The organism is Variovorax sp. GW821-FHT09D04, from assembly GCF_059416405.1.
On sequence record NZ_JBWKPA010000005.1, the window covers coordinates 404151 to 427283 of the forward strand.

22 protein-coding genes are annotated in these 23133 nt (G+C 68.8%); 6 read left to right on the forward strand and 16 right to left on the reverse strand.

What is annotated here, in order from left to right; translation table 11 throughout:
- The first annotated feature begins 10 nt into the window (after positions 1–10).
- Positions 11–967, forward strand: coding sequence for a LysR family transcriptional regulator (locus AC07O4_RS18595; protein ID WP_369644512.1), 957 nt, complete (start codon positions 11–13; stop codon positions 965–967).
- On the opposite strand, the gene AC07O4_RS18600 is transcribed toward AC07O4_RS18595, so the two are convergent.
- The 3 genes from AC07O4_RS18600 to AC07O4_RS18610 form a co-directional block, all read right to left on the reverse strand.
- Positions 956–1564 (reverse strand): ATP-binding protein, encoded by a 609-nt coding sequence (locus AC07O4_RS18600; protein ID WP_495305292.1) that lies wholly within the window; start codon positions 1562–1564, stop codon positions 956–958. The two genes, AC07O4_RS18595 and AC07O4_RS18600, sit on opposite strands and share 12 nt — an antisense overlap.
- Before the next feature lie 269 nt (positions 1565–1833).
- Positions 1834–2994 carry a porin gene (locus AC07O4_RS18605; RefSeq protein WP_095949392.1) on the reverse strand — a complete coding sequence of 387 codons (1161 nt, stop codon included), beginning with the start codon at positions 2992–2994 and terminating at the stop codon, positions 1834–1836.
- 158 nt (positions 2995–3152) lie between these two features.
- Positions 3153–4160: a bile acid:sodium symporter family protein gene (locus AC07O4_RS18610; RefSeq protein WP_495305293.1), complete on the reverse strand. Its 1008-nt coding sequence runs from the start codon at positions 4158–4160 to the stop codon at positions 3153–3155.
- Between the two features lie 70 nt (positions 4161–4230).
- Between AC07O4_RS18610 and AC07O4_RS18615 the strand changes: the two genes are divergently transcribed.
- Positions 4231–5157 carry a LysR family transcriptional regulator gene (locus AC07O4_RS18615; protein WP_062479435.1) on the forward strand — a complete coding sequence of 309 codons (927 nt, stop codon included), beginning with the start codon at positions 4231–4233 and terminating at the stop codon, positions 5155–5157.
- Here the strand turns inward: AC07O4_RS18615 and AC07O4_RS18620 are convergent.
- Together AC07O4_RS18620 and AC07O4_RS18625 are read right to left on the reverse strand one after the other, a co-directional pair.
- Entirely contained in the window at positions 5117–5539 is a 423-nt protein-coding gene (locus AC07O4_RS18620; protein ID WP_095949394.1) for a response regulator, read from the reverse strand. The genes AC07O4_RS18615 and AC07O4_RS18620 overlap by 41 nt on opposite strands.
- A gap of 109 nt (positions 5540–5648) precedes the next feature.
- Complete coding sequence (locus AC07O4_RS18625) at positions 5649–6635, reverse strand: quinone oxidoreductase family protein (RefSeq protein WP_495305294.1); 987 nt, start codon at positions 6633–6635, stop codon at positions 5649–5651.
- 109 nt (positions 6636–6744) lie between these two features.
- On the opposite strand from AC07O4_RS18625, the gene AC07O4_RS18630 reads away from it, so the two are divergent.
- Entirely contained in the window at positions 6745–7656 is a 912-nt protein-coding gene (locus AC07O4_RS18630) for a DMT family transporter (RefSeq protein WP_495305295.1), read from the forward strand.
- A 19-nt stretch (positions 7657–7675) separates the two neighbouring features.
- Here the strand turns inward: AC07O4_RS18630 and AC07O4_RS18635 are convergent, their stop codons facing one another.
- Genes AC07O4_RS18635 through AC07O4_RS18650 form a run of 4 tightly spaced genes read right to left on the reverse strand, consistent with a single transcriptional unit; the run spans position 7676 to position 12083 of the window.
- A complete protein-coding gene (locus tag AC07O4_RS18635) occupies positions 7676–8467 on the reverse strand; it encodes an SDR family oxidoreductase (RefSeq protein WP_159274987.1) in 792 nt (263 codons plus the stop codon).
- A gap of 40 nt (positions 8468–8507) precedes the next feature.
- Entirely contained in the window at positions 8508–9461 is a 954-nt protein-coding gene (locus AC07O4_RS18640; protein ID WP_139700095.1) for a DMT family transporter, read from the reverse strand.
- Positions 9462–9482: 21 nt separating this feature from the next.
- Positions 9483–11096: a gamma-glutamyltransferase family protein gene (locus AC07O4_RS18645; RefSeq protein ID WP_495305296.1), complete on the reverse strand. Its 1614-nt coding sequence runs from the start codon at positions 11094–11096 to the stop codon at positions 9483–9485.
- Between the two features lie 15 nt (positions 11097–11111).
- Positions 11112–12083: a tripartite tricarboxylate transporter substrate binding protein gene (locus AC07O4_RS18650; protein WP_070063639.1), complete on the reverse strand. Its 972-nt coding sequence runs from the start codon at positions 12081–12083 to the stop codon at positions 11112–11114.
- 364 nt (positions 12084–12447) lie between these two features.
- Between AC07O4_RS18650 and AC07O4_RS18655 the strand changes: the two genes are divergently transcribed.
- Positions 12448–13725 (forward strand): porin, encoded by a 1278-nt coding sequence (locus tag AC07O4_RS18655; RefSeq protein WP_495305331.1) that lies wholly within the window; start codon positions 12448–12450, stop codon positions 13723–13725.
- Positions 13726–13751: 26 nt separating this feature from the next.
- Positions 13752–15089 carry an amidohydrolase gene (locus AC07O4_RS18660; protein WP_495305297.1) on the forward strand — a complete coding sequence of 446 codons (1338 nt, stop codon included), beginning with the start codon at positions 13752–13754 and terminating at the stop codon, positions 15087–15089.
- A gap of 71 nt (positions 15090–15160) precedes the next feature.
- On the opposite strand, the gene AC07O4_RS18665 is transcribed toward AC07O4_RS18660, so the two are convergent.
- From AC07O4_RS18665 to AC07O4_RS18695, 7 genes are all read right to left on the reverse strand, one after another.
- On the reverse strand, positions 15161–16672 hold the full coding sequence (locus AC07O4_RS18665) for a tripartite tricarboxylate transporter permease (RefSeq protein ID WP_062479412.1): 1512 nt from the start codon (positions 16670–16672) through the stop codon (positions 15161–15163).
- An 18-nt stretch (positions 16673–16690) separates the two neighbouring features.
- Complete coding sequence (locus tag AC07O4_RS18670; protein WP_062479410.1) at positions 16691–17176, reverse strand: tripartite tricarboxylate transporter TctB family protein; 486 nt, start codon at positions 17174–17176, stop codon at positions 16691–16693.
- A gap of 135 nt (positions 17177–17311) precedes the next feature.
- Positions 17312–19102: a type IV pilus assembly ATPase TfpB gene (tfpB, locus tag AC07O4_RS18675; protein ID WP_062479407.1), complete on the reverse strand. Its 1791-nt coding sequence runs from the start codon at positions 19100–19102 to the stop codon at positions 17312–17314.
- Between the two features lie 18 nt (positions 19103–19120).
- Positions 19121–19903 carry a class I SAM-dependent methyltransferase gene (locus AC07O4_RS18680; protein WP_095743886.1) on the reverse strand — a complete coding sequence of 261 codons (783 nt, stop codon included), beginning with the start codon at positions 19901–19903 and terminating at the stop codon, positions 19121–19123.
- Positions 19903–20445 carry a DNA-deoxyinosine glycosylase gene (locus tag AC07O4_RS18685; protein ID WP_495305298.1) on the reverse strand — a complete coding sequence of 181 codons (543 nt, stop codon included), beginning with the start codon at positions 20443–20445 and terminating at the stop codon, positions 19903–19905. The genes AC07O4_RS18680 and AC07O4_RS18685 overlap by 1 nt, the downstream gene beginning before the upstream one ends.
- A 105-nt stretch (positions 20446–20550) precedes the next feature.
- The gene (locus tag AC07O4_RS18690; protein WP_495305299.1) at positions 20551–21036 is read right to left on the reverse strand and encodes a hypothetical protein; all 486 of its coding nucleotides are present in this window, start codon (positions 21034–21036) and stop codon (positions 20551–20553) included.
- 130 nt (positions 21037–21166) lie between these two features.
- Complete coding sequence (locus AC07O4_RS18695) at positions 21167–22027, reverse strand: TatD family hydrolase (protein ID WP_495305300.1); 861 nt, start codon at positions 22025–22027, stop codon at positions 21167–21169.
- A gap of 89 nt (positions 22028–22116) precedes the next feature.
- On the opposite strand from AC07O4_RS18695, the gene AC07O4_RS18700 reads away from it, so the two are divergent.
- Positions 22117–23115, forward strand: coding sequence for a S1C family serine protease (locus AC07O4_RS18700; protein WP_491513710.1), 999 nt, complete (start codon positions 22117–22119; stop codon positions 23113–23115).
- Positions 23116–23133 lie beyond the last annotated feature (18 nt).

The window sequence follows — 23133 nt, forward strand, 5'->3', positions numbered from 1 at the left end:
CCTCCCAGCCATGCGCGACCTGAACGATCTCTACTACTACGCCCAGGTGGTTGACCACGGCGGTTTTGCCCCGGCCGGCCGCGCGCTCAGCGTGCCCAAGTCGAGCCTGAGCCGGCGCATCGCGCTGCTCGAGGAGCGGCTGGGCGTGCGCCTCATCCAGCGCTCCACGCGCCGCTTCAGCGTCACCGACATCGGCCGCCAGTACTACGAGCACTGCGTGGCCATGCTGGTCGAGGCCGATGCCGCGCAGGAGGCCATCGACCGCCTGCAGGCCCAGCCACAGGGGCTGGTGCGGCTGTCGTGCCCGCCGGCGCTGGTGTACTACCAGGTGGCCGAGATGCTCGCCCGCTTCATGACCGAGTGCCCGCGCGTGACCGTGCAGCTCGAGAGCACCAACCGCCGCGTCGACGTGATCCGCGAAGGCTTCGACCTCGCGCTGCGCGTGCGCTTTCCGCCGCTCGAGGACACCGACCTGGTGATGAAGGTGCTGGGCCACAGCACGCAGCGGCTGGTGGCCCACCCGCGCCTGCTCGAAGGCCTGACGGCGCCGGCCAGCCCCGCCGACATCGGCCTGCTGCCCAGCCTGGACCTCGGCCCGGCCCAGCCGCACCACACCTGGTCGCTCGAAGGCCCCGACGGCGCCAGCGCCGAGGTGCGCCACCAGCCCCGCCTGGTGACCGACGACATGGCCGCGCTGCGCCATGCCGCCCTGCAGGGCGTGGGCGTGGCCAAGATGCCGACGATGATGGTGCGCGACGACCTGCAGGCCGGCCGCCTGGTCGACGCGCTGCCGCAATGGGCACCGCGCAGCGGCATCGTGCATGCGGTGTTCCCCTCGCGCCGCGGCCTGTTGCCGTCGGTGCGCAAGCTGGTGGACTTCCTGGCGGTGGAGTACGAGGCGCTCGAGGCCCTTGAACTTTCGGGCGTATCGGCCGCATCGGCGCCGACGCGCACCTCAGTCAACTGATCCAGCGGCCACCGCCGGTGCGTACAGCGGCAGGCGCAGCGTCAGCCCGAGCACGCCGCCATCGTCTGGCGCGGAATAGATGCGCCCGCCGTGGCGCCCCGCGATGCGCTCGCAGATGCGCGCGCTGACCAGCGAGGCGGCGTCGAGTGCATCGAAGAAGCGCGCCAGCGGCGGGCGTTCGCTGTCGGCGTCGAGGTCGCGCCAGTGAACGACGGCCTGCGTGCCTTCGATGCGCGCGCGCACCTGCAACGTCGCCCCCGCCGCCATCACGCGCGCGGCATGCGCGGCCACCTTGGCCAGCAGCTCGCGCAGCTCCGACGGAATGCCGAAGACCGGCACCGCTTCCGCGGGCAGGTCCACAGCGAGGCGCAGCGCCGTTGCGTCGCCGGGCTCGGCGCCGAGCAACGGCCGCAGGTCCTGCACGCGGCTGTCGGCCAGTTGCTGGCGCTGCTGCGTGCGGGCCTGCTGCGCGAGGCCACGGGCGTGCACGGCCGCGCGGGCGTTGGCGACGAACAGCGCGCCCATCAGCGCGAGCACGCCGGCCAGGCCGAGGCCGATGAGCGAGGCAATGACCAGGCCTAGTGAACTGCCGTACACGGTCGACAGTCCTCAGCGCGTTTCAGGAAAGGCCGGCCGCGCGCAGCCGCTCGGGGCCTCGCAGCGTGGCGGGAGCCCTTCGCGAAATCCCGGCGGTGGCCCGGGCGGAAAAAGAGGGGGCGGCAGCACGATGCAGCCCGAGAGGCCGAGTGCTGCCAGCACGCCTGCGAGGTGGTGAATTCGGATCATGTGAATCGATGCGTTGCCTGTTCGACGGCAGGGCCCGTTCGCGTGCGCCGGCAGCGCCGCCGCACGCGAACGGGAGCCGATCAGAACGCGTGGCGAATGCCGAAGTCGTAGCCCGTCGACGAACGCGGCAGGCCCGTGTAGCCCACGCCCGTGCTGCCGTAGCCCGTGGTGCTGGCGGCCGTGAGGCTGCCCGTGTAGTTCGCGTCGTTGCGGTTGCTCACGCGCGCCACGGTGGCGTACAGCGCGGTGCGCTTGGACAGGTTGTGCACGTAGCCGATCGCGAGCTTGTTCGCACGCGGGTCGTCGCCCGTGACGCCGACCGCGCCCTCGTTGTAGCGCACGGTCGAGTACGACGCGCGGATCAGGCCCGCGCCCACCGGCATGCTCGCGCCGATGAGGTAGCCGTTGTAGCTGTCGTGGCTGTTGCCCAGCGCCGCGAGGTCGAACTTGTTCTTCACGTTCGACAGCTCGCCGAACAGCTTGACCGGACCGAAGTCGTACGACGCGCCGAGGTTGATGGTCTGCACCTTGCGCGTGAGCGTGGTGGTGTCGACCGCCACGTTCTGGCCCACCGCCAGCGCGATGTCCAGCGGCCCGTTCGCATAGCCGAAACGCCCGCCGACGTAGCGGCCCGCACTGCTGCTGGTGGCAGCGGTGGTGTCGGTCGCGCTGGTCTTCGTGTTCTCGTTCAGGCTGTACTGCAGCTGGCCGTAGAAGCCGCCGAGGTTGGGCGGCAGGAAGTAGCCGACCATGTTGCTGGCGCGCACGTAGTTCGTGTTGCCCAGCGCGGTGCTGCCGCTGACCGTGTTGATCACGCTCGAGCCCGAGCCGTTGGTGCCGAACGGGTCGAACACCGTGTCGTTCCAGAACGTGGCCGTGTAGTCGCGGCCCAGCCGCACTTCGCCGAAGCCGCCCGACAGGCTGACGGTGGAACGGCGGTTGAAGTTGGCGATGCCGGTGGCGCCGTCGTCGTTGCTGATCGGCGCCTCGAGCCAGAAGCTGGCGGCGAGCCCGCCGCCCAGGTCTTCCGTGCCGCGAAAGCCGATGCGGCTGGAGTTGTAGCCCGAGTTGGCCAGGCTCCATTGGCTCTGCTTGCTGGTGGTGCCCGTGACGGGGTTGCGCGAGGTGGCGCTCTGGTAGCTCACGCCGGCATCGACGACGCCGAACAGGGTGACCGACGATTGGGCAGAGGCCAGGCCGGTGACGGCCAGCGCGGCGAGTGCCGTGAGGGATTTCTTCATTCAGGTTTCTCCGGGGTTTTCAGCTGCTCTTCATCGAGCCGCTGACCGGATGGTCCTGTTCAAATTTGGAGGAATCTGGTGGACGCCAGCCCTCCCCTCGCGGGTGTTGTTTTGCGTTCACGCGCCGGCCGGTGCGTGAACGCTCGGCGTCGGGCAGGCTACTCGGCCGTACGCAGCGCAGGCGCCGGGGACGTCACCGCGCGGCGCGCGTAGCGCTGCGCCAGCACCGCGCACACCATGAGCTGCATCTGGTGGAACAGCATCAGCGGCAGCACGATCGCGCCGACGGCGTGCGAGGCGAACAGCACCTTGGCCATCGGAATCCCGCTCGCCAGGCTCTTCTTGGAGCCGCAGAAGACGATGGTGATCTCGTCCTCGACGCTGAAGCCGAAGCGCCGCGCCATGAAGGTCGTCAGGCCCAGCGCCAGCGCCAGCAGCACGCCGCACACCAGCAGCAGGCCCAGCAGCGCGCTCACGGGAATCTGCTTCCAGAGCCCTTCGATCACCGCCGCGCTGAAGGCCGTGTAGACCACCAGCAGGATCGAGCCCTGGTCCACGAACTTCAGCACCGCGGCGCGCTTCTGGATCCACTTGCCGATCAACGGACGCGACAGGTGACCGATGACGAACGGCACCAGCAGCTGCAGCAGGATGCGCCCGATCGCGTCGAGCGACGAAGACGACGCCACCGCGCCGCCCTCGGGCAACACCACCAGGCTCACCAGCACCGGCGTGATGAACACGCCCAGCAACGTCGAAGCCGAAGCGCTGCAGATGGCGGCCGGCATGTTCCCCCGCGCCATCGCCGTGAAAGCAATCGCCGACTGCACCGTGGCGGGCAGCACGCACAGGAACAGCACGCCCGTGTACAGCTGCGGCGTCACCAGCGGCCCCAGCACAGGCCGCAGCGCGAGCCCCAGCACCGGAAACAGGATGAAGGTGCAGGCGAACACCAGCAGGTGCAGCCGCCAATGCGTGATGCCCGCAAGGATCGCCTCGCGCGACAGCTTGGCGCCGTGCAGGAAGAACAGCAGCCCGATCGCGACCGTGGTCAGGCCCTCGAAGAAATGCGCCACACGGCCGCTGGCGGGCAGCAGGCTGGCCAGGGTGACGACCGCGACGAGCGTGAGCGTGAAGTTGTCAGGAAGAAAGCGTGAACGTGCCATGCCCTGCATTGGACCTTCCGGCCATTCAAAAGAGAAATGGATTTATCGGATGGATATATGATTTGAGCGCATGAACGTCACGCTGCGCCAACTCCGCGTCTTCCGCTCGGTGGCCGAGGGCCGCAACTTCAGCCGTGCCGGCGACCAGGTGGGCCTGAGCCAGCCGGCGGTGAGCCGGTCGATCTCGGAGCTCGAGGCCCAGCTCGGCCTCAAGCTGCTGGACCGCACCACGCGCGAGGTGGTGCTGACCGAAGCCGGCCACTCGTTCGCGGCCCGGCTCGACCGCGTGCTCGACGAACTCGACCAGACCCTGCAGGACGTGGCCGGCCTGGCCAGCGCGCGCGGCGGCAAGGTGCGCGTGGCCAGCAGCCCCACGCTCTCGGCCAACCTCATGCCCGACTGCATCGCGGCCTGCGCGGTACAGGCGCCGGGCATCCAGTTCTTGCTGCTCGACCGCATCCAGCAGGACGTGCTGGACAGCGTGCGCAGCGGCGAGGTCGACTTCGGCGTGGTGATCGAGCCCTCCGAGGCCGACGACCTGCACTGCGAGTCGATCCTCAACGACCCCTTCATGGTGGTCACGCTGCCCGGCCACCGACTGACGGAAAAGAAGGCCTCGGTGAACTGGTCGGCGCTCGACGGCCAGCCGCTGGTGCTGCTCGATCACGCCTCGGGCAGCCGGCGCCTCATCGACCAGGCGCTGGAGCGGCACGGCGCGCGCTGCGACGTGAAGCAGCAGCTGGGCCATGCGACCACCGTGTTCCGCATGGTCGAGGCCGGCATCGGCATCAGCGTGATGCCGGGGCTGTCGTTGCCGCCCGAGGGGCTGGCGCGGCTGGTGGTGCGCCCGCTGGTGCCCAACGTGCAGCGCGCGATCATGCTGATCCGGCGCCGCAACCGCGAGCTGTCGCCGCTGGCGCAGCGGGTCTGGCGCATGGTGCGCGAGACGGCGGCGCTCAGTGAGGCGCCCGCGGCCCCGCCGACGAAGGCGCGCTGAAGAAGCGCTCCTGGCGCTGGCGCACGCAGAAGTCGATCAGCTCCTCGACCTCGGTGGCCTTGTCGAATACCGCGTCGGCGCCGAGCTGCGCGCACTTGCGGCGCGTCTCGGGCGTGGCGTGGTTGCTGAGCACCACCATCTTCTGCTTCGGGTCGCGGTTGCGGCAGGCCTCGAGCACGCTGTAGCCCGTACCGTCGCCCAGGAACAGGTCGACGATGGCCAGGTCCCACAGCGCCGGGTTGCGCGTGAGCCAACGCGTGCCCTCGGCCTCCGATTCGGCCTGGCCGACCGGATCGATGCGCGCCATCTCGCGCAGCGTGCCCGCCAGGCTGGCGCGCTGGGCGGGGTTGTCTTCGACGATGAAAGCGCGGACGGTGGTCATGGCGGGCTCTGCGGGAGGGACAAGTGCAGGCTACAAATTGCGCCCGCCACAAGTCGAAGGTGTGACACCCCACCGCGCGTAGGACATCACCCGCCGGCCGCAGCCAGCCTCAGAGCGTGAGGATGGTACAGCCCGTGGTCTTGCGCGCCTCGAGGTCGCGGTGCGCCTGCTGCACGTCGGCCAGGGCGTAGCGCTGGTCGATCGGGATCTTCACCGCGCCGCTTTGCACCACGGCGAACAGGTCGTCGGCCATGGCCTGCGTGCGCTCGCGCGTGGCGATGTGGGTGAACAGCGTCGGGCGCGTCACGTAGAGCGAGCCCTTCGAGGCCAGCAGGCCGAGGTTGACCGGCGGCACCGGGCCCGAGCCGTTGCCGAAGATCGCCAACAGGCCGAAGGGGCGCAGGCTGTCGACGGAGCCTTCGAAGGTGTCCTTGCCCACCGAGTCGTACACCACCTTCACGCCCTGGCCGCCGGTGATCTCCTTCACGCGCGCCGCGAAGTTCTCGGTGCTGTAGTTGATGGCGTGCGCCGCGCCGTGCACCAGCGCGAGCTGGCACTTGGCGTCGCTGCCAGCCGTGCCGATGAGCTGCAGGCCGAGCGCCTTGGCCCACTGGCAGGCGATGAGGCCGACACCGCCGGCCGCCGCATGGAACAGCACGAAGTCGCCGGGCTGCAGGCCTTCGGCCGGCAGCGTCTTCTTCAGCAGGTACTGGGCCGTGAGGCCCTTGAGCATCATGGCCGCGCCGGTCTCGAAGGAGATGTCGTCGGGCAGCCTGCACACGCACTTGGCGGGCATCACGCGCAGCTCGCAATACGCGCCGGGCGGCTGGCTCGCGTAGGCGGCGCGGTCGCCCACCTTCAGGTGCGTCACGCCCTCGCCCACCGCCTCGACGATGCCCGAGGCTTCCATGCCCAGCTGCAGCGGCATCTGGAACGGGTACAGGCCGGTGCGCTGGTAGGTGTCGATGAAGTTCAGGCCCACGGCCTTGTGGCGGATGCGGATCTCACCGGGGCCGGGCTCGCCCACCTCGACCTCGACGACCTTCAGTTCCTCGGGACCGCCGTGGCGGTCGATACGGACGGCTTTGCTCAACATCGTTGCTGTCTCCACGCAGGGGAAAAAAGAATGGGACGGGCATCGTGCCACGTTTGGCTTTTTCTCGATGCGGCACGGTCTCCGTGCGGGCCCGGTAGAGTCGGCGGCCATGTCGTCCGCATCGCACCACCGCCTCACGCCCCTCACCGCCCTTCTGCTCACCGTGCCGCCGCTGCTGTGGGCCGGCAATGCGGTGGTCGGCCGGCTGGTGCGCGCGCTGGTGTCGCCGCTGACGCTGAACTTCGTGCGCTGGGTGATCGCGTTCGTGCTGCTGCTGCCGCTGGCGGCCTGGGTGCTGCGCCGCGACAGCCCGCTGTGGGCGCACTGGCGGCGCTATGCACTGCTGGGCCTGCTCGGCATCGGCCTGTACAACGCTTTTCAATACCTGGCGCTGCAGACCTCCACGCCGATCAACGTCACGCTGGTGGGCTCCAGCCTGCCGCTGTGGATGCTGGCCGTGGGCACGCTGTGCTTCGACGCGCGCGTCAGCCGGCGCGCGCTGGGCGGCGCGCTGCTGTCGATGCTGGGCGTGCTGCTGGTCTTGAGCCGCGGCGAGTGGCAGCAGCTGCTGGCGCTGCGGCTGGTGCCGGGCGACCTGTACATGATCGCGGGCACCATCGCCTGGGCCTTCTACAGCTGGCTGCTGGCGCGCACGCACGAGCCTGCCAACGTGCGCAGCGACTGGGCCGCCTTCCTCATGGCGCAGCTGGTGTTCGGCGTGGCGTGGTCGGGCGCGCTGGCCGCGGGCGAGTGGACGTTCACGCCCGCCCACATCGACCTGGGCTGGCCGCTCGTGAGCGCGATGCTGTTCATCGGCATCGGCCCCGCCGTGCTGGCCTACCGCTGCTGGGGCACCGGCGTGCAGCGCGCGGGGCCGCAGGCGGCGAGCATCTTCATGAACCTCACGCCGCTGTTCGCGGCCGTGCTGTCGGCGGCCTTCCTCGGCGAGGCGCCGTACTGGTACCACGGCGCCGCCTTCGTGCTGATCGTCGGCGGGATCGTGGTGTCGTCGCGGCGCTGAACGCGCGCCGCTGCGTCGGTCAGTAAGTGCCGGGGTAGGCGCCGCCGTCGGCGAGCACGTTTTGCCCGGTCATGTAGCCGGCCTGCATGCTGCACAGGAACGCGCAGATCGCGCCGAACTCCGCCGGGTTGCCGAAGCGCTTGGCCGGAATGTTCTTCTTGCGCGCTTCCCACACGGTGTCGAAATCCTGGCCCGACTTCTGCGCCGCGCCGGCCATCGTGCCCTTGAGGCGGTCGGTCTCGAAGGAGCCCGGCAGCAGGTTGTTGATGGTCACGCCCTGCGCCGCCACCGACGTGCGCGCCACGCCGGCCACGAAGCCCGTGAGGCCGCTGCGCGCGCCGTTCGACAGGCCCAGGATGTCGATCGGCGACTTCACCGAGCTCGACGTGATGTTGACGATGCGGCCGAAGCCGCGTTTCGCCATGCCGTCCACCGTGGCCTTGATGAGCTCGATGGGCGTGAGCATGTTGGCGTCGACCGCCTTGATCCACGCCTCGCGGTCCCAGTTGCGGAAGTCACCGGGCGGCGGGCCGCCTGCGTTGGTGACGACGATGTCGAAGTCGTGGCCCAGCGCGAACACGGCCGCGCGGCCGGCTTCGGTGGTGATGTCGGCCGCCACGTGCTTGACGAACGGACCCGACGGGCCGGCCGCTGCCACCAGCTGCTTGGCCGCGGCGTCGAGCGCCTCGGCGCCGCGCGCCACGATCACCACGTTGACGCCCTCGCGCACCAGCGCCTCGGCGCAGCCGTAGCCCAACCCCTTGCTCGCGCCGCACACGAGTGCGGTCCTGCCTGCAATGCCCAGATCCATGTGTTTGCTCCCGTCGATCGTTCGATCGATGCTGCAGGGGCTAGCGCCCCTTGCGTGTGAAAACGAAGATGCCCGCGATGACGAGCACCGTGCCGGCCGCGATCCACGCGGTGAACGGCTCACCCAGTATGACCACCCCCATGAGGATGGTCGACAGGGGCCCGATCATGCCGGTTTGCGCCGCAATGGCGGGGCCGATGCGTTCGATGGCCATCATCACCATGAGGACAGGCACCGCCGTGCACAGCGTGGCGTTGAGCACCGACAGCCAGATCACCTCCGGCGCCACCGCCATCGCCGCGCTCATCGGCCGCGTGAGCACGAACTGCAGGATGCACAGCACGCACGCCACGGTGGTCGCCAGCCCCACGAGCCGCAGCGACCCGAGCCGCTTGACGAACTCCCCGCTGTACACGAGGTAGCCCGCATAGCTCACCGCGCTCAGGAACACGAGGAACGCGCCCCACGCGGCCGCGCCGCCGCCCTTGCCGCCGCCCCCGGTCCACAGCTCGTGGCCGAACACCAGCAGCACGCCGGCGTAGCTCACGACCATGCCGAACACCTGTGGGCGCGTCGGGCGGCGCCGGTACAGCAGCCAGCCGAAGAACAGCACCAGCGTGGGGTTGAGGTAAAGAATCAGCCGCTCGAAGCTGGCCGAGATGTAGGCCAGCCCCGCGAAGTCGAGAAAGCTCGCGAGGTAGTAGCCCGAGAAGCCGAGCCCGAGGATGCCGAGCCAGTCGCGCGTCGTGAGCGCAGGCTTGCCGCGCCCGGCCCACCACGCCATCAGCGCGAACAGCGGCAGCGCAAAGAGCATGCGCAGCATGATGAGCGTGATGGCGTCGACGCCGTAGCGGTACGCCAGCTTGACGATGATGGCCTTGCCGCTGAACGCGATGGCGCCCAGCGTGGCAAGGACGAGGCCGGTGGCGTAGCCCTTGCGGGCGGCCTCGTGTCCGTGCGGGGGAATGCCGACCGATGCGGCTGTCTTGTTCATCCCCCGATCATCCCTTGATCCTCAGTAGCCTGCAGCGAGGCCGTCGCGGCGCGGATCGCTCGCGGCCACGTAGCCTTCGACCGAAGGCTCGCCCGCACGCCAGATGAACTGGCCAGCGCCAAAGTCCTGGTAGGAATCGTTGATCACCTCGAGGTGATGGCCCAGGTCGCGCAGGCCTTGCAAGGTGTTGGCATTCATCGCGGCCTCGACGTTGATCTCGAGCCCCGCGTTGAAGCGCCAGCGCGGCGCATCGCAGGCGGCCTGCGGGTTCTGCTTGTAGTCGAGCATGCGCACCAGCGTCTGCATGTGGCCCTGCGGCTGCATGTTGCCGCCCATCACGCCGAAGCTCATCACCGGCTGGCCGTCCTTGGTGAGGAAGGCCGGGATGATGGTGTGGAACGGGCGCTTGCCCGGTGCCACCACGTTCGGGCTCTCGGCCTTGAGGCTGAAGCCGTGGCCGCGGTTCTGCAGGCTGATGCCGAATTCAGGTTCCACGCAGCCCGAGCCGAAGCCCATGTAGTTGCTCTGGATGAAGCTCACCATCATGCCGCTCTCGTCCGCGGCCGTGAGGTAGATGGTGCCGCCCTTGACCGGGTTGCCGGCCTTGAAGTCCTGCGCCTTGTTCACGTCGATGAGTCTCGCACGCGAAGCCAGGTAGGCGTCATCGAGCATTTGCGCGGGGGTCACCGTCATCGACGATGGCTCCGACACGTAGCGGTACACGTCGGCGAAGGCCAGCTTCATGGCTTCGATCTGCAGGTGCTGCGACTGCACCGAGTCGACCGGCAGCGAGGCGATGTCGAACTTCTCGAGGATGCCCAGCGCGATCAGCGCCGCAATGCCCTGGCCGTTCGGCGGGATCTCGTGCAGCGTGTGGCCGCGGTAGTCGCGCGAGATGGGCTTCACCCACTCGGGCTGGTAGGCCGCCATGTCGGCCACGGTGAGCGCGCCGCCCTGTTCCTTCGAGAACTTGGCGATGGCCTCGGCGATCTCGCCGTTGTAGTAGGCCTCGCCCTTGGTGCGGGCGATGGCCTTGAGCGCGCGTGCCGCCGCGGTGAAGCGGAACAGCTCGCCGACCTCGGGCGCGCGGCCCCAGGGCAGGAAGGCCTGCGCAAAGCCCGGCTGCGACTGCAGGATCGGCGTGGCCGCCGCCCACTTGCCCTGCACCACCGGCGGCACGAGGTAGCCGCGCTCGGCGATGTCGACGGCGGGCGCCATCAGGTCGGCGAACGGCAGCTTGCCGAAACGCTCGCTCATCGCGACCCAGCCGCGCACCGCGCCCGGCACCGTGACCGAGTCGATGCCGCGCATCGGCGGCGTGGCGGCGTCGGCGCCGTACTTGGCCTTGAAGTACTCGGGCGTCCAGGCCTTCGGCGCGGGGCCCGAGGCGTTCAGGCCGTGCAGTTCCTTGCCGTCCCACAGGATGCAGAAGGCGTCGCTGCCCAGGCCGTTGCTCACGGGCTCGACCAGCGTCATCACGGCGGCCGTGGCAATGGCCGCGTCGACCGCGTTGCCGCCCTGCTGAAGAATGCGCAGGCCGGCTTGTGCAGCCAGCGGGTGCGACGTGGCGACCACGTTGCGTGCAAACACCGGCAGGCGGGTCGAGAGGTAGGGATTGTTGAAGTCGAAGTTCATGTCGGCGTGCTCTCGTTAGTCGTTCGTGATCTTGCGATCGACGACGATCTTTTTCCACTTGGCGGCGTCGGTCGCCACCATCTTTGCGAACTGCTCGGGCGTGCCCGCATTCGCCGGCTCGATGCCCAGGCGGGCGAGCTTGTCCTTCAGCTCCGGATCGGCCAGCGCCTCGTTGGCGGCCTTGTTCACGCGCGCCACGATGTCGGCCGGCAGCCCCTTCGGGCCGTAGAAGCCGAACCAGGTGGTCGACTCGAAGCCGGGCAGCGTGTCGGCGATGGGCGGCAGCTCGGGGGCGAGCGGGCTGCGCTTGAGCGAGGTCACGCCCAGTGCGCGCAGGCGGCCGTCGCGCACGTGCGGCATGCCGGTGGGCAGCGAGTCGAACAGCACGTCGACCTTGCCGCTGATGAGGTCGGGCACCGCCAGCGCCGTGCCGCGGTAGGGGATGTGCGTGACGAACACGCCGGCCTGCGCCTTGAACAGCTCCGCCGTGAGCTGCACGATGGTGCCGTTGCCGCTCGATGCGTAATTGAGCTTGCCGGGGTTCTTCTTGGCGTTGTCGATCCATTCGCGCACCGTCTTGGCGGGCGTGTTGACCGGCACCAGCATGATGCTCGGCGCGTCGCCCACGTGGGCGATGGGCGTGAAGTCGCGCACCGTGTCGTAGGGCAGCTTGGGCGTGATGGCCGGACCGATGGCGTGCGTGCTCGTGGTCGCGAGCAGCAGCGTGTAGCCGTCGGGCGGCGCCTTGGCCGCGAGGTCGGAACCGATCGCGCCGCCCGCGCCGGGCTTGTTGTCGACCACCAGCGTGGCGCCGAGCTTCTCGCCCATCTTCTGGCCCAGCGTGCGGGCAAAGAGGTCGGTGGCGCCGGCCGCCGGGAACGGCACGATCAGGCGGATGGGCCGGTTCGGGTAGTTCTGGGCCAGTGCGGGCACCGCGGCCAGCACCAGCGCAGCCGCGGCAAGCGCGGCGCGGGTGGTTCGTTTCATGGAATTCATTGTGTCCGAGGTGGTGTGTCGGGAGCGCGCCTTGTCCGACGTGGCCGCAGGATTGGACACGCGGGGCATTGAAAAGGGAAATGGATTTATCGGATAGATATATGAATCTGGCGCATCAATGTGGCCACGGCCATTCCCTCGGCCATCACGCGGCACACGGCCTTGCGCCCGACCATCAGAAATAGCGATGGGGTCGCATCAGCAAACGGTATTTCCTCCCGGGCGCCCTGCCGTCCGATAGTCGCGCCAGTCCACTCGACACAGAAGTGGCGCACAGGAGACCTCCCCCTTGAACTTTCCCTCCCTCGAGGGCGCCGATGCCGGCGCCCTCTGCTTCAGTTCGCGCGTTCTTCGCATGAAGCGGCACCCGCTCGGCCTGGCCCTGCTGGCGCTGGCCGGCACGGCCTCGGCGCAGTCCTCGGTGACGCTGTTCGGCGTCATGGATGCGGGCGTCAGCCATTTCGAGACCGTCAGCGAGTACCGCCCGGCGTTCGATCCACGGCGCCCTGCCGCCGCCATGCTCGCCGCGGCCGTGCCGCGGGTGACGCAGCGCCAGACCACGCTGTCGCGCGGCGGCTACCGCGGCAGCAGCCTGGGTTTTCGGGGCACGGAAGACCTGGGCGGCGGCCTGGCGGCGAGCTTCTGGCTGGAGTCGAACATCGCCAACGATGACGGCAAGACAGGCCTGGCCTCGTTCGCCAAGCGTTCAACGCTGAGCCTGTCGGGCGGCTTCGGCGAGCTGCGTCTGGGCCGCGACTACACGCCGATCTTTCGCAACGACTCGCTGGCCGACCCCTTCGCCGTGCAGGGCGCGGGCCTGTCGGTGATCGCGCGCGTCAACAGCGCCTCGTCCACCCTCCTGGGCGGCGCACCGGCCGGCGTGGCCGCAGGCGACAACTACGCGCGCGCCAGCAACAGCATCGGCTACTTCCTGCCGCCGGACCTCGGCGGCTTCCACGGGCAGCTCCAGTACGCTTTGCCCGAGAACACCCGCTACAGCCCGGACGTGGCACCGACGAACGCGCGCGGGCGCTACCTGGGCGGGCGCTTCGGCTACGCCAAGGGGCCGCTCAACGTGGCGCTGGCGTTCGGTGAAGACAACAAGGACCGCCTGCCCTCGGGTTCGGCGGCCAAGCCGCCCGTCGACGCCGGCGGCGAGGACCGGCTGAAGACCGTCAGCCTCAGCGCCACCTACGACTTCGGCCCCGTCAAGCTGCTGGGCGAACTGTCGCAACTGCGGCACCGGCGCGCGCAGGCACAGCCCTGGATGCAGGATCGCACCGACAAATACAACGGCTACCTGGTGGGCGCCACGGTGCCCGTGGGCCCGGGACTCGTCCGCGCCTCGTTCGGTCGCGTCAGCTACAAGCCCGGCGCCACCGGCCTGCCGGGAGACACCGCGCAAGGCGCCAGCGCCAGCCAATGGGCGCTGGGCTACGTGCACCACCTGTCCCGCCGCACGGCGCTGTACGCCACGTTCGCGCGCGTTCGCATCCGGGACGGCCAGAACGACAAGGCGATCGGCGCCGTGACGAGCGCCAGCGACGCGCCCTATCCGGGCTACCTGGCCGCCAGCGGCTGGCGCCCGCGCAGCGCCACGGGCTACGACTTCGGCATCCGCCACATCTTCTGATCTTCATGCGCCCCTGCATTCACTCCATGTTGACCCACGCACACACCTTCGCCCTTCGTTCCCTGGCCGTGGCCGCCCTCCTCGCTTTCGGCGCAGGCGCACAGGCCCAGCCGGCCCCATCACCGCAGGCGTCGGTGATCCCGCCGCTCGTCGATGCGATGTACCCCCGGCTCGACGCCCTCTACAAGGACCTGCACGCCCACCCCGAACTTGCTTTCAAGGAAACGCGCACCGCCGCCCTGCTCGCCGCCGAGATGCGCGCCATCGGCTTCGAGGTGACCGAGAAGGTCGGCGGCACCGGCGTCGTGGCGCTGTACCGCAACGGCCCCGGGCCGGTCGTGATGGTGCGCACCGACATGGACGGCCTGCCGATGGAAGAGAAGACCGGCCTGCCCTACGCCAGCCAGGCCCGCACCGACTGGGGCGGGCGCGACAGCTTCGTGGCCCACAGCTGCGGCCACGACATCCACATGGCCAGCTGGCTCGGCACCGCGCGCACGCTGGTCGCGCTCAAGGACCAATGGAAAGGCACGCTGATGTTCATCGGCCAGCCCGCCGAAGAAACCGTCTCGGGCGCCAAGGCGATGCTCGCGGACGGCCTGTTCACGCGCTTTCCCAAGCCCGACGCCGCGTTCGCGCTGCACACGGCGCCCACGCCCCACGGCGCCATCGGCTATGGCGTCGGCATCAGCAGCTCCAACTCCGACGCGCTGGAAATCGTCTTCAAGGGACGCGGCGGCCACGGCTCGCGGCCGCACACCACCATCGACCCGATCGTGATCGCCGCGCGCTTCGTCACCGACGTGCAGGCCGTGGTGAGCCGCGAGAAAGACCCGGCCGAATTCGGTGTCGTGACGATTGGCGCCATCCAGGGCGGCACCGCCGGCAACATCATTCCCGACACGGTCACGCTGCGCGGCACCATCCGCTCGTACAAGCCGCAGGTGCGCGAGCAGCTGCTGGCCGGCGTGCGCCGCATGGCCATGGCCGCCGCCGCGACGAGCGGCGCGCCCGAACCCGTGGTCAAGCTGGTGCCGGGCGGAGAAGCGCTGGTCAACGACGAAGCGGTCGTGACCCGCGCGGCCGCCGCGCTCCAGCAGGCGCTGGGCCCGGCGCAGGTCGTTCAATCCACGGTGCCATCGACGGGCAGCGAAGACTTCTCGGCCTTCATCAACGCCGGCGTGCCGTCGATGTACTTCACGATCGGCGTGCTCGATGCGCGGGACATCGCGGCCTCCGCCCAACCCGGCGGCAAGCCGCTGGCCCGCAACCATTCGCCCTTCTTCGCGCCGGTGCCCGAGCCGTCGATCAAGACCGGCGTGCACGCGATGACCGTGGCGGTGCTCAGCGCGCTGGGCAGATAGGGACAACGGCATCCCCCAACGAAAAACGGCGCCCGAGGGCGCCGTTTGTGCGTTCAGAGAAAGCCCGTCGATCAGTCTTCGACGAAGGCCTCTTCGCGCTTGGACTTCACGGCCGGCAGCAGCACGATGATGAGCAGCAGGGCCGCGGCCGCCAGCAGGCTGGCCGAGATCGGACGCGTCACGAACACGCTCCAGTCGCCGCGCGACAGCAGCAGCGAACGGCGCAGGTTCTCTTCCATCATCGGGCCCAGGATGAAGCCCAGCAGCAGCGGCGCAGGCTCGCAACCCAGCTTGAAGAAGGTGTAGCCCACCAGACCGAAGATGCCCACCATCCAGATGTCGAAGGTGTTGTTGTTGGTCGAGTACACACCGATTGCGCAGAACAGCACGATCGCCGGGAACAGGAACTTGTAGGGCACCGACAGCAGCTTGATCCACATGCCGATCAGCGGCAGGTTCAGCACGATCAGCATCGCATTGCCCAGCCACATCGAGGCAATGAGGCCCCAGAACAGCTCGGGGTTGCTGGTCATGACCTGCGGGCCCGGCTGGATGTTGTGGATGGTCATCGCGCCCACCATCAGCGCCATCACGGCGTTGGGCGGAATGCCCAGCGTCAGCAGCGGAATGAAGGAGGTCTGCGCGCCGGCGTTGTTGGCCGACTCGGGAGCCGCCACGCCGCGGATGTTGCCCTTGCCGAAGGGCACTTCGCCCGGCTTCAGCTTGGTCTTCTTCTCGATCGTGTAGGCCGCGAAAGCCGCCAGCAGTGCACCGCCGCCTGGCAGGATGCCCAGCGCCGAACCCAGCGCCGTGCCGCGCAGCACGGCAGGCACCATGCGCTTGAAGTCTTCCTTGGTCGGGAACAGGCCCGAGACCTTGGCGGTGAACACTTCGCGCTCGTCGTCCGGACGCGAGAGGTTGGCAATGATTTCGCCGTAGCCGAACACGCCCATGGCGATGGCCACGAAGCCGATGCCGTCGGTGAGTTCAGGGATGTCGAAGCTGTAGCGTGCGACACCCGAGTTCACGTCGGTACCGACCAGGCCCATCAGCAGGCCCAGCACGATCATCGCGATCGCCTTGAGCAGCGAGCCCGAGGCCAGCACCACGGCGCCGATCAGGCCCAGGATCATCAGCGAGAAGTATTCGGCCGGGCCGAACTTGAAGGCCAGCTCGGTCAGCGGCGGTGCGAAGGCGGCAAGAATCAGCGTGCCGACGCAACCCGCGAAGAACGAGCCCAGACCGGCCGCAGCGAGCGCCGGACCTGCACGGCCCTTGCGCGCCATCTGGTAGCCGTCGATCACGGTCACCACCGACGACGATTCACCCGGCAGGTTCACCAGAATCGCGGTGGTCGAACCGCCGTACTGCGCGCCGTAGTAGATACCGGCCAGCATGATCAGCGCCGACACGGGCGGCAGCGCGTACGTGGCGGGCAGCAGCATCGCGATGGTCGCGACCGGGCCGATGCCCGGGAGCACGCCGATCAGCGTGCCCAGAATGCAGCCGACCAGGCAGTACAGCAGGTTCGTGAAGGTAAAGGCAACGCCAAAACCCATTGAGAGGTGTTCAAACAGTTCCATGTGAGCAGCTTTCTTCTCTCAACCGATGAAGGTCGGCCAGACCTGGATCTGCAGCTTCAGCGCCCAGATGAATGCAACGTAGCTGCCGATGGCCAGAACGGTGGCCAGGATCAGCACGGTGGGCAGCTTGAACTCGTGGCCCGCGAGGCTGGCGATGATCACGAGCGCGTAGATCGCGATGATCATGCCCATGGCCGGCACGCCGATGCTCGGCAGGCCGCCGAGCAGCACGCCGAAGGCGAGGTTGGCGCCCAGGATGAACACCACTTGCTTCCAGGCCCACTTGCCGATTTTTTCGCCATCGGTCGTTTCAACGGTGAGCCCGCTGAACATGATGCCCAGGCCGATCAGCGCCATCAGGATGCCCAGCATGAGCGGGAAGTAACCCGGACCCATGCGGGCGCCGCTGCCCACGCTGTAGGTGGTGGCGCCCCATGCGAACGCCACGCCCACGACGGTGAACATCAGTCCCGAGAAAAAGTCTTTCTGACTTTTGATTTTCACGAACAGTCTCCTCGAACAATTTCGATGCGGGATTGTCGAGTCAGCCTCCGGTCAGGCCGATGTGGATTCCACTAACCGAAGGACTAGGGATAACCCGAAATGACTCATGCCTCGTCGGACCCGAGGCACCTGTTTCTACTCGAGAGGAGGCGTTGCGCTGAGCACTTCTTCGATGGTCGTCACGCCCTCGGCCACGCGCAGCGCGCCGGCCAGGCGCAGCGGCCGCATGCCGTCGATCACGGCCTGGCGTCGCAGGCCCGTGAGGTTGGGCTCCTTGGTGACCTGATCCTTGAACGGCTCGGTCACGCTCAGCAGTTCGTACAGGCCCATGCGGCCCATGTAGCCGGTCATGCGGCAATCGACGCAGCCCACCGGCTTGTAGGCGCGCACGGGGCCGGTGATCTGCCACGGCTTGACGATGGCCTCGAGGCTCTCGCGCGTGACCGCGTCGTCGGGCTGCTTGCAATGCGGGCACAGCGTGCGCACGAGGCGCTGCGCGAGCACGCCCAGCATCACGGCGGTGATGAGGTACGAGGGCACGCCCAGTTCCATCATCCGCGTGATGGCGCTGGGTGCGTCGTTGGTGTGCAGCGTGCTGAACACGAGGTGGCCGGTGAGCGCGGCCTGCACCGCCATCTCGGCGGTGGCGAGGTCGCGGATTTCGCCGACCATGATGATGTCCGGGTCCTGCCGCATCAGCGCGCGCAGGCCCTCGGTGAAACCGAAGTCGAGCTGCGGCTGCACCTGGGTCTGGTTGAACGAGGGCTCGATCATTTCGATCGGGTCTTCGACCGTGCTCACGTTGACCTCTTCGGTCGCCACGCGCTTGAGCGTGGAGTACAGCGTGGTGGTCTTGCCCGAGCCCGTGGGCCCGGTCACCAGGATGATGCCGTTGGGCCGCGTGACCAGCTGTTCCCAGCGCTGCGCGTCGTGCTGCGCGAAGCCCAGCGCGTCGAGGTCTTTCACCGCGGTGTCGGGGTCGAAGATGCGCATCACCATCTTCTCGCCGAAGGCGGTCGGCAAGGTCGACAGGCGCATTTCGATTTCGTCGCCGCGCATGTTGCGGGTCTTGATGCGGCCGTCGAGCGGACGGCGCTTCTCGACCACGTCCATGCGGCCCAGGAGCTTGATGCGCGCGACCATCGCGTTCATCACGCCCATGGGCATCTGGTAGGCGGGGTGCAGGATGCCGTCGATGCGAAAGCGGATCACGCCCTGCTCGCGGCGCGGCTCCAGGTGGATGTCGCTGGCGCGCTGGTCGAAGGCGTACTGCCACAGCCAGTCGACCACCTGCACCACACTCTGGTCATTCGCGTCGAGCTGCTTGGTGCTCTTGCCCAGTTCGACCAGCTGCTCGAAGCTCGCGCCGCCGGTGTTGCCGCCGGCCTTCTGCGCGGCGCGCACCGACTTGGCGAGCGCGAAGAATTCGGCCGTGTAGCGCTGGATGTCCGACGGGTTGGCCACCACGCGGCGCACGGTGCGCTTGGACTGGCGCTCGACCTCGGCGATCCAGTCGATGAGGAACGGTTCGGCCGTGGCCACCACCACCTCGTTCGGCAGCACCTGCACGGGCAGCACCTTGTGGCGCTCGGCGTAGCCGGCGCTCATGGTGTCGGCCACCTTGCCCACGTCGACCTTGAGCGGATCGATGCGCAGGTAGGCCAGGCCGGCGCGGCCGGCGAGCCACTGCGTGAGGGCTTCGAGGTCGAGCGGCTTGCCGTCGGCCTCGCGCGTCATGGCCACGTTGGCCAGGCGCACCAGCGGCGCCTGCCGGCTCTCGGCCTGGGCGCAGCGCGCGATGGTGCGCTTGGCCTCCATCGGCGAGATCACGCCGTCGGTGGCGAGCCATTCGATCAGGCGACGCAGGTCGAGCGGACCTTCGTGGCGGGCAGCAGAGGCGGAAGCGGCGGCGGGTACAGCGCTCATGAACCGGAGGTCAGGTGATCAGGTGGTGAGGGAAAGCGTCATCGGCTTGAACACCCGCAGCCATTTCGGCGCGGGCAGGCCCCAGCGAGTCTGGATGGTTTGGGCGCGCTCGGCAAGCACCTCGCGCTTCGGGCGCGACGCCGTGCGCTGGGCCAGCACCACCGTGTTGCCTTCGCGCGTCGGCTTGAAGGCCCAGACCGCGTCGGCGCCGAAAGCGGCGGCGATTTTCTCGAGGCTGCGTTCGTAGCTCGACGAGCGGCCGAACAGGTTGACCGTCATGCAGCCGTCTTCGGTGAGCAGCGCGCGGCAGTCGGCATAGAAGTCTTCGCTGTCGAGCACCGGCGCGGCGGCCTCGTGGTCGTACAGGTCGACCTGCAGCGCGTCGACCGTGCCCTGCCATTCGGGCTTGCGGATTTCCTCGGCCGCGTCGGCGATCACCACGCGCAGCTTCAGGTCGTCGGCCGGCAGCTTGAACCAGCCGCGGCAGGCCGACACCACCTGCGGGTTCAGCTCGACCGCGGTGGTGCGCATGCGCAGCGTCTTGCGGCTGAACTTGGTGAGCGTGGCCGCGCCCAGGCCCAGCTGCATCGCGTGGCGGTTGCCCACGCCCTTGCTGTCGACGAACAGCAGCCAGGCCATCATGCGCTGCACGTACTCGAGCTCGATCTCGAAGGGGGCGTCGAGCTTCATCGAGCCCTGGACCCATTCGGTGCCCAGGTGCAGGTAGCGGATGTCGCCCCAGTCGGAAAAATTGACTTCGGGCAGGACGAGGGTTTTCTTGGAAGAAGCGGAAGAAGCCATCAGAGAAGGTGGTGGGCAACGAAGACCTCGCGCCAGGCCGCGAGCTTGCGCTCGAAGGACCACGACGCGTTGGCGGGGCTGGTGGATGGCAGCGAGTAGACCGGCACCCCGAGGGTGCGCGTGTGGCGTGCGTGCTTGAAGCTCTCGCCGCCGTTGTGGGCGATGGCGGCGAGCTTCGGCAGTTGCAGGCCGGCGATGTCGTTCACGACCGGCGAGCGGATCGCGGTGTCGAGGCTGCCCTCGCGCTCGCAGGCGCCGTACACGTCCCACACGCCGAGGCCGCGATCGAGCAGCCAGTCGCAGCGCGCGCGGTAGCTGTCTGCGCCCGTCGGAAGCAGGGGGTCGGGCCAGAGGGCTTGCAAGATCTTCCAGAACTGATTTTGGGGATGCGCATAGTACTGCTGCCGCTCGAGCGACTTGACGCCCGGAAAGCTGCCGAGGATGAGCACACGTGTGTGGGGCGAGACGATGGGCGCAAGGCCAGTCAGCACCGTGCCGGCACTGTCGGCAACGGTCGGGGACGGGACGGCGGTCGGTTTCATGGGCGGTATCTTGGCATTGCCACGCGGTGTGCCTGAACGCCCATGAAAAAACCCGCCGAAGCGGGTTCTTTCGTCAAGCACGGGCCGAAGCCCGGTGCATGGAAGTTACGGCTTCTTGACCGCTTCGTTCTCGGCCGTGCCCGGCACCTTCTCGCCGATCGCCTTGCCGGCGCTGCGCATGCCGTCGGCCGTCTTGTGGCCGGCCGTTTCCACGGCGTCGCCGGTCTTCACGGCCGCCTTCTTGGTGGCGGTGGTGGCCTTCTTGGTGGTGTTCTTGGTGGCGTTCCAGGCCTTCTTGGTGCCGCGCTCGGTGGCGTTGGCTGCCTTCTTGGTGCCGCTCTTGGTGGCATCCCAGGCCTTCTCGGCGCCGCTTTCGGTCGCGTTCACGGCCTTCTTGGTCGTGCTCTTGGTGGCGTCCCAGGCCTTTTCGGTGCCGCGTGCGGTCGCATCGACGGCGTCCTTGCCGGCTTCCTTCACCTTCTCGGTGGTCGTGGGCTCGGCCGCGGTGGTCTGCGCGATGGCCGACACACCGATGGAGGCCAGCGCCAGTGCGAGCGCGACGGGCAGGGTACGAACAAAAGATGTGGTCATGAAAGACTCCTTTTTTGAGTGAAGTGCGGAGTGACGACAGTGCCACTGGACAACCAACGTCACTTCGAACTTCAAGGATGACAGCAAAAAGGGCCCGATGGCCTGCGCTGGCGCAACTCGGGAACTTGGCCTACGCGGCGGGCGGACGCCCCTCCGACACGGCCAGCAGACTTTGGAGCTTCGGCAGGGCTGCCACCGCATTGCGCGTGGTGTTTTCGGCCAGCGACGCGATGTCGATGCCCCGCAGCTGCGCGACCACTTCGGCGATGCGCGGCAGCTCGCCGGGCTCGTTGCGACCCTGCGCCTGGCCCGCGTCGCGCTGCGCCTGCGTGCGGTACAGCCAGTGCGGCTGGATGTCGGGCGCGTCGGTTTCCATCACCAGCGCGTCCATCGGCAGGGTGGCCGCGAGGCGGCGCAGCTGCAGCGCGCGCTCGAAGGTCACGGCGCCGCCGAAGCCCAGCTTCAGGCCGATCTCGATGCAGGCCTGCGCCTGCTGCTCGCTGCCGTTGAATGCGTGGGCGATGCCGTGCCACGGCCGTCCGCCCGCGGTCTGGCGCAGGTGCTTGAGCACCTTGTCGACCGAGCGCCGCACATGGATGAGCACCGGCAGCCCGTGCTTGCGCGCCAGTTGCAACTGAGTGTGAAAGAAGCGTTCCTGTCTATCGGCGTCCAGGCCTTCGACGAAGTAGTCGAGCCCGATCTCGCCGACCGCCACCAGGCGCGGATCGTCGCGCCGCGCGTGCAGCTCGGCATCGAGTGTCTGCAGGTCGGCATCGCTCGCCTGCCCCGTGCACAGCGGGTGGATGCCCAGCGCGTAGGCGTCGCCCTGCGCGTGGGCCAGCTCGCGCACGGTGGCGAAGTTGAAGGCCGCCACCGCCGGAATGACGCACAGCACCACGCCCTGCGCCGCCGCACGGGCGCGGATGACGGGCATCTCGGCACCGAATTCGGGCGCATCAAGGTGACAGTGGGTATCGACAAACGCAGCCATCGCGCGATGATGCCCGAAGGGATGCACAGGCGCGGAAAGCGTGCTACTGTGAACTCCTTCACGCGTCCTTTTTTGCCGGAGGTGCTCCGATGCGCAGGCCCGCTTTCTACAGCCGCTCGCCCCGCACGCTGCCGCCGGCCGCAGCACCGGCGGCCGGGTCGCCGGCGGATGCCGCGGCTGTGGCGGAGGCCGACGCCGTGCAAGCCCCACCCCCTCGCGCACGCTGGCAGCCGGGCCGCCGCGCCTTCGCCCTGCTCACCGTCAGCTGCATCGCCATCGCCGCCGGCGGCGCCTTCTGGGCGCCACGCCCGGGCGCCAAGGCGCTCACACAGAAAGACATCGACGCCGCCGTGCTGCGCACGCTGCAGACCGCCACCCTGCCCTCGCCCGCCGCCAAGGCCGCCGACATCGTGCGGCCCTCAGTGGTGCGCGTGGTCGGCTACGGCCCCGAGAAGGCCACGCCCGAGGCCAAGACCCAGAAGCGCGGCCGCAACATGGCCAAGGGCAAGCCGCCCGAGGCGCCCGCCGACGGCGGCACGCCGGGCGAGGTCGAACGCGGCGTGGGCACGGGCGTGGTGATCGTCGACAAGGGCGTGATCCTCACCAACCTGCACGTGGTCGCCGGCGCCGAGAAGATCAAGGTCACCTTCGCCGACGGCCTGGAGGCCATCGCCGTCATCACCGGCGTGCAGCCCGAGAACGACCTGGCCGTGCTGCAGGCGCAGAAGATCCCGGACGACCTGATCCCCGCCGTGATGCGCTCCACCGCCGACCTGCGCTCCGGCGACCAGGTGGCGGCCGTGGGCTTTCCGTTCGGCATCGGGCCGTCGGTGTCGGCCGGCGTGGTGTCGGGCCTGAAGCGCTCCTTCCGCTCGCCCGAGGGCAAGCAGGAGCTGGGTAACCTGATCCAGTTCGACGCCGCCGCCAACCCCGGCAATTCGGGCGGACCGCTCATCAACATGGACGGCGAGGTGCTGGGCATCGTCACCGCCATCCTCAACCCGACGCAGCAGCGCACCTTCATCGGCATCGGCTTCGCGGTGCCGATCGAGAACGCCGCCTCCGCGGCCGGCTCGCCGCCTTTCTGATTTCTTCGAAAGCCCTTC

What these genes read in the sequence shown, in the direction of transcription:
- AC07O4_RS18605 (WP_095949392.1), bottom strand. Translation starts at nt 2,994, where the DNA reads ATGAAGAAATCCCTCACGGCACTCGCCGCGCTGGCCGTCACCGGCCTG.
- AC07O4_RS18660 (WP_495305297.1), top strand. Translation starts at nt 13,752, where the DNA reads ATGTTGACCCACGCACACACCTTCGCCCTTCGTTCCCTGGCCGTGGCC.
- AC07O4_RS18610 (WP_495305293.1), bottom strand. Translation starts at nt 4,160, where the DNA reads ATGGCACGTTCACGCTTTCTTCCTGACAACTTCACGCTCACGCTCGTC.
- AC07O4_RS18700 (WP_491513710.1), top strand. Translation starts at nt 22,117, where the DNA reads ATGCGCAGGCCCGCTTTCTACAGCCGCTCGCCCCGCACGCTGCCGCCG.
- AC07O4_RS18635 (WP_159274987.1), bottom strand. Translation starts at nt 8,467, where the DNA reads ATGGATCTGGGCATTGCAGGCAGGACCGCACTCGTGTGCGGCGCGAGC.
- AC07O4_RS18680 (WP_095743886.1), bottom strand. Translation starts at nt 19,903, where the DNA reads ATGGCTTCTTCCGCTTCTTCCAAGAAAACCCTCGTCCTGCCCGAAGTC.
- AC07O4_RS18640 (WP_139700095.1), bottom strand. Translation starts at nt 9,461, where the DNA reads ATGAACAAGACAGCCGCATCGGTCGGCATTCCCCCGCACGGACACGAG.
- AC07O4_RS18650 (WP_070063639.1), bottom strand. Translation starts at nt 12,083, where the DNA reads ATGAAACGAACCACCCGCGCCGCGCTTGCCGCGGCTGCGCTGGTGCTG.
- AC07O4_RS18695 (WP_495305300.1), bottom strand. Translation starts at nt 22,027, where the DNA reads ATGGCTGCGTTTGTCGATACCCACTGTCACCTTGATGCGCCCGAATTC.
- AC07O4_RS18630 (WP_495305295.1), top strand. Translation starts at nt 6,745, where the DNA reads ATGTCGTCCGCATCGCACCACCGCCTCACGCCCCTCACCGCCCTTCTG.
- AC07O4_RS18625 (WP_495305294.1), bottom strand. Translation starts at nt 6,635, where the DNA reads ATGTTGAGCAAAGCCGTCCGTATCGACCGCCACGGCGGTCCCGAGGAA.
- AC07O4_RS18685 (WP_495305298.1), bottom strand. Translation starts at nt 20,445, where the DNA reads ATGAAACCGACCGCCGTCCCGTCCCCGACCGTTGCCGACAGTGCCGGC.
- AC07O4_RS18655 (WP_495305331.1), top strand. Translation starts at nt 12,448, where the DNA reads ATGAAGCGGCACCCGCTCGGCCTGGCCCTGCTGGCGCTGGCCGGCACG.
- tfpB (WP_062479407.1), bottom strand. Translation starts at nt 19,102, where the DNA reads ATGAGCGCTGTACCCGCCGCCGCTTCCGCCTCTGCTGCCCGCCACGAA.
- AC07O4_RS18615 (WP_062479435.1), top strand. Translation starts at nt 4,231, where the DNA reads ATGAACGTCACGCTGCGCCAACTCCGCGTCTTCCGCTCGGTGGCCGAG.
- AC07O4_RS18620 (WP_095949394.1), bottom strand. Translation starts at nt 5,539, where the DNA reads ATGACCACCGTCCGCGCTTTCATCGTCGAAGACAACCCCGCCCAGCGC.
- AC07O4_RS18690 (WP_495305299.1), bottom strand. Translation starts at nt 21,036, where the DNA reads ATGACCACATCTTTTGTTCGTACCCTGCCCGTCGCGCTCGCACTGGCG.
- AC07O4_RS18665 (WP_062479412.1), bottom strand. Translation starts at nt 16,672, where the DNA reads ATGGAACTGTTTGAACACCTCTCAATGGGTTTTGGCGTTGCCTTTACC.
- AC07O4_RS18645 (WP_495305296.1), bottom strand. Translation starts at nt 11,096, where the DNA reads ATGAACTTCGACTTCAACAATCCCTACCTCTCGACCCGCCTGCCGGTG.
- AC07O4_RS18595 (WP_369644512.1), top strand. Translation starts at nt 11, where the DNA reads ATGCGCGACCTGAACGATCTCTACTACTACGCCCAGGTGGTTGACCAC.